We start from the raw sequence: 4405 nt of genomic DNA on the forward strand, positions 1-4405 counted from the left end.
GCTGCGCTCGCGGCTGGACGTGCGCTTTTCGCTGGAGACGCGCGGGCTGACGCTCACGATGTCGCCGGAGCCGGGGGTGGAGCGCACCTGGACGGCGGAGCGCGCCCGTTTTCGCGACCGGACGGCGGTGAGTCGTGAGGACGTGATCGAAAAGGCGGCGGATGTGGACCTGCGCGACCTGCTGGCCCACTTCTACAGCGGCCCGTCGCTCCGCGCGGTGGCGGAAGACGGGAGCGCGTTTCTTCTCCCCGCCGCGTCGGAAGAGGAGGGGCGGCTGGTGACGCTGTGCATGGCCTGCCACCGCTGGACGGAGGGCGCGGAGGCGAAGTGCCCCGAATGCGGCGGCCCGGTGGAAACGGTGCTGGCCGCCCGGCCCGCAAGGCGGTAGGCGGCCAGCACCCCGGTCAGTTCCCGGTGCGAGGACTGCTTACTGGCAGCAGGGCCCGCACGACTTGCAGATGGCCACGCCGTTGGTCTCGCTCACCGCGCTGCCGCAGTAGTCGGTTGGCGCCATCGCGTTTCCGCGCGCCGGGTCGGGGAACGAAGTCGTGAACGAGTTGACTTCCAGTGCGTCTACGTTCAGCCGGATCGTCCGCATGCGTCCTCCTGGATGGGATGTGTGATGCTGCCGGGTCCTGAGTACGAAGATGCGCGCGAAACGATTGCCGCGCAAATCGGGGCGCCGCGCGAACACAGCCGCGGCCTCGCATGAACCTCTGAAATCGACCGATGTCATCGACTGAAACCGTTGCCCCCGGTGGCGCCTCGCACCTGGAGTGCACCCGCTGCGGCGCATCGTACGCTTCCGAAGAGCCGCACCGGCTATCGCCGTGCTGCGAAAAGCCGCTGTATCCGCGCTACGACCTGGAGGCCATCGGCCGGCGCCTTTCGCGCGACGATCTGGCCGGGCGCTCCGCGGACCTGTGGCGCTACGCCGAACTCCTGCCCGTGCGCGATCCATCCAACGCCGTCCGCCTGGGCGAGGGGTGGACGCCCATGATCGACACGCCGCGGCTGGCGGCGCGCATCGGCGTGGGGCGGTGCTGGGTAAAGGACGAGGGGCAGAACCCCACCGCGTCGTTCAAGGCGCGGGGGCTGTGCATGGCCATCAGCCGCGCCAAGGAGCTGGGGATTACCGAGGTGGCGCTCCCCTCCGCCGGCAACGCGGGGAGCGCTACCGCCGCCTACGCCGCCGCCGCGGGGATGGGCGCGCACGTCGTGGTCCCGCGCGACACGCCGTTCCCCATCCTTGAGGAGATGCGCGCGCTGGGCGCCGACGTGGAGCTGTTCGACGGGCTGATCACCGACTGCGCCGCGCGCGTGGCCGAAGGCGCGCGCGAGCACGGCTGGTTTGACCTGTCCACGCTCAAGGAGCCGTACCGCGTGGAGGGAAAGAAGACGATGGGGTACGAGGTCGCCGAGCAGCTGGGGTGGCGGCTTCCGGACGTGATCGTCTATCCCACCGGTGGCGGGACGGGAATGGTGGGGATGTGGAAGGCGTTCGACGAGATGGAGCGGCTGGGGTGGATCGGTTCCCAGCGGCCGAAGATGATCTCGGTGCAGGCGTCCGGGTGCGCGCCCATCGTCCGCGCCTGGGAGCAGGGGACGGAGTACGCGGAGCCGTGGGCCGGCGCGCACACCTACGCCAGCGGCCTGCGCGTGCCCCGCGCCGTAGGCGACTTTCTGATCCTGGACGCCGTCCGCGCGTCCGGTGGCGCCGCCATCGCCGTGGACGACGACGCGATGCGCGCCTGGACGCCCGTGGTGGGCGCCGACACCGGCATCTTCTGCGCGCCCGAAGGCGCCGCCACCGCCGTCGCCGCTGCCCGCCTGCGCCAGTCGGGCGTCATCCGCCCCGACGACGAGGTGGTTCTCTTCAACACCGGCAGCGGGTTGAAGTACGTAGTGTGAACACGAGGGCTTGACGGGAGCGGCGGATTGGATGATCGTGAGGAGTGGCCGGTTTGCTCTAACGAGAGAGGCCGATATGACCGAGATGCTGCAGCGCGCTTTCGAGATGGCATCCACGCTGCCTGCGGACGAACAGGACGCGCTGGCTGCCCACATGATGGAAGAGATTCACGCGGTGGCTGAAGATCCTTTCGCCGAAACGATGGAAACGTTTCTGGGGAATGCCCTGCATCGCCCTGCGCCCACGGCTGCTGAGATGGCGGAGTTGCGGGCGTTGGCGGAGAAGGAGCCCGGTATCGCGGCGGCCCTGCGTCTGGCGGAACGCGGCGGCCTGGATGTCGAGGCGATCCTCGCGGTCCGCAACGCAGAATGATCCTGGTTGACACGTCCATCGTGATCGAACTCGCGCGAAAGCCGAGCCTACCGGTTGCGCGTGTCGTGCTCTCCGGCAAGCCCGCGGTGTGCGGGATCGTGGTAGCCGAGCTGTACACTGGCGTTCGGACGGATGCGGAGCGCACGGATCTGGAGGCAACGTTGAGGTTGTTCGGGCACGTACCGATCGATGAGCCGGTGTGGGAGCTCACCGGGCGTGTATCAGGTGCAATGACCCGGCGGGGTACAAAGATCAAATTTCCCGATGCGGCGATCGCGGCGACGGCGATCCACAATGGTCTGCCTCTCTGGACGCGTGACGCGCACTTCAAGTGGGTCCAGGCCGCGTTTCCCCAGCTGATCCTTTTCGACGAGTCGGGCGTCTGATTACCGGTCCCGGATTTGCCACGGGAGCGGCGGCGAAAGGGTTCGACATGGATGGACGTCTCGGAATCGGAGGAGAACGACCGTGACCGAAGTCGCCCGGCCTGGCGGACGCAGGCGGTATGGCCTGGCGGGGGTGCCGCGCTGGCTGCTGTTGCTGCTGCCCCTGATCTTTGTCGGCGGGTTTGCGCTGGCGAGGACCTCGTCCAGCGTGGTGGGCCGCTTTGGGCCGCGCGCCGGGGTGCCGGATTCGCTGCGCGAGCTGAAGGTCGCGCAGCCCAGAACGCCGCAGCTGCTGCAGGCCACGTATCTGCGCCGCGCCGTGGAGAAGGTGGATTCGGCCGAGCTGGTGGTGCAGGAGATGGCGGACCGCTACCACATCACCGCCGCCATGGCGCGCATGGTCCACGACGCGGCGGTAGAGGTGGGGCTGGATCCGGAGCTGGGATTCCGGCTCGTCCGCGTGGAGAGCGTGTTCGACCCCGACGCCATCGGCTCGGGCGGGGCCACGGGGCTGGTGCAGATGATGCCCGGCACCGCGCGCTCCATCAACCCCGAGATCGACACGCGCAAGGAGCTTATCGATCCGCGCACCAACATGCGGCTGGGCTTTGGCTACCTGCGCGAGATGATCGAGCGGTACGAGGAGCACGGCGCCGACGCGGTGCGGCTGGGCGTGATCGCCTACAACCGTGGCGAGAACTCGGTGGACCGGGCCCTGCGACGCGGCGCGGACCCCGAGAACGGCTACGGCAAGCGCATCCTGGGTCCGCGCGCGCACGGCGGGTCGGAGTACAGGGGAAAGGGCATCATCCCCATTCCGCCCGGCGCTGAAGCAGGTTCGGACGACGACAACGAAGACGAGAGCTGAGGCATCCGCTCGATCAACATCGCCAGAAAGCACAGGGCCGGGCGCCATCGCGGCGCCCGGCCCTCCGTCTTTCCCGATGATCCGTCCGCTCAGCGGCGGCGGCCGGTGTGCTGCTGGATGCTCTGCTTGAGCGTGTTGACCTGTGCCTCTACGTCGGAGCGCCGAGGAAGCGGCTCGGAGAGCAGCCGGAGGATCATCGTCGCGCGGTCGGCGACGGCGCTGGCGCGGCACTCCACGGCGCGCTGCTGGATCTGCCGGGCGAGCGTGCGGGCCTGCCCCTTCTCCGGATCGACGATGAACAGGCCGGTGCTGACCTCCGGCGCGCTGACCAGGTTGCCCAGGCGATACGCATCGGCTTCCATCCGCACGCAGGGCTCATCGCCTTCGCGGTACGGAGGCGCATCGTCATCGTAGCCGTCGTGGGGACGGTCGTTCCATCCACCGCCCGGACGGTCGTTCCATCCACCGCCCGGGCGATCGTTCCACCCGCCGCCGCCGCCGCCACGGCCGGGCCGCCCGTCCTCGTAGAAGCCTTCCTGCTCGTGCGGGTGCACAAGCGCCATGTAGACGATGGCGGTGGCCTGCGCACGGCTCAGCGGGCGGCGCGTGCCGGTGGTGCCAAACAGCTCGTACCACGTGTCCTGGATGGCATTCACCTGGCGGTCGGACAGGCGGCTGGGGCGAAAGCCGTAATACCAAATCCGGAAAAAGAGTTTGCATTCAGTTGAGCGTTGAGGGCCACCAGTGATAGAAGGTGAGCCCTCGCAGGAAGTCCTGCATCTCCGTCATCTGACAGCAGCGCTGGGCCAGCACGCTTTCGAGTTCCTGGATGGACTCGAACCACCGGTTCGCCAGCGGCTCGTTGCT

7 protein-coding genes are annotated in these 4405 nt (G+C 68.6%); 5 read left to right on the forward strand and 2 right to left on the reverse strand.

The genetic code is table 11. The features are described 5' to 3' along the window. Nucleotides 1-388 (forward strand): hypothetical protein (locus tag ACOJUJ_RS14640; protein ID WP_420127634.1); only part of this gene is annotated, 388 nt, incomplete at its 5' end. A 39-nt stretch (nucleotides 389-427) separates the two neighbouring features. Here the strand turns inward: ACOJUJ_RS14640 and ACOJUJ_RS14645 are convergent. Further along, on the reverse strand, nucleotides 428-598 hold the full coding sequence (locus ACOJUJ_RS14645) for a hypothetical protein (protein ID WP_420127635.1): 171 nt from the start codon (nucleotides 596-598) through the stop codon (nucleotides 428-430). A 131-nt stretch (nucleotides 599-729) separates the two neighbouring features. On the opposite strand from ACOJUJ_RS14645, the gene ACOJUJ_RS14650 reads away from it, so the two are divergent. The 4 genes from ACOJUJ_RS14650 (at nucleotide 730) to ACOJUJ_RS14665 (ending at nucleotide 3538) form a co-directional block, all read left to right on the forward strand. After that, a complete protein-coding gene (locus ACOJUJ_RS14650; protein ID WP_420127636.1) occupies nucleotides 730-1911 on the forward strand; it encodes a threonine synthase in 1182 nt (393 codons plus the stop codon). A 76-nt stretch (nucleotides 1912-1987) separates the two neighbouring features. Next, complete coding sequence (locus tag ACOJUJ_RS14655) at nucleotides 1988-2284, forward strand: hypothetical protein (RefSeq protein ID WP_420127637.1); 297 nt, start codon at nucleotides 1988-1990, stop codon at nucleotides 2282-2284. Next, complete coding sequence (locus tag ACOJUJ_RS14660) at nucleotides 2281-2670, forward strand: PIN domain-containing protein (RefSeq protein WP_420127638.1); 390 nt, start codon at nucleotides 2281-2283, stop codon at nucleotides 2668-2670. Before ACOJUJ_RS14655 ends, ACOJUJ_RS14660 begins: the two co-directional genes overlap by 4 nt. Nucleotides 2671-2752: 82 nt before the next feature. Further along, on the forward strand, nucleotides 2753-3538 hold the full coding sequence (locus ACOJUJ_RS14665; protein WP_420127639.1) for a lytic transglycosylase domain-containing protein: 786 nt from the start codon (nucleotides 2753-2755) through the stop codon (nucleotides 3536-3538). 89 nt (nucleotides 3539-3627) lie between these two features. Here the strand turns inward: ACOJUJ_RS14665 and ACOJUJ_RS14670 are convergent, their stop codons facing one another. Then, a complete protein-coding gene (locus ACOJUJ_RS14670) occupies nucleotides 3628-4194 on the reverse strand; it encodes a hypothetical protein (RefSeq protein ID WP_420127640.1) in 567 nt (188 codons plus the stop codon). Nucleotides 4195-4405 lie beyond the last annotated feature (211 nt).

It is taken from the genome of Longimicrobium sp. (genome assembly GCF_048594345.1).
In the GTDB taxonomy this organism is placed as follows: Bacteria; Gemmatimonadota; Gemmatimonadetes; order Longimicrobiales; family Longimicrobiaceae; genus Longimicrobium.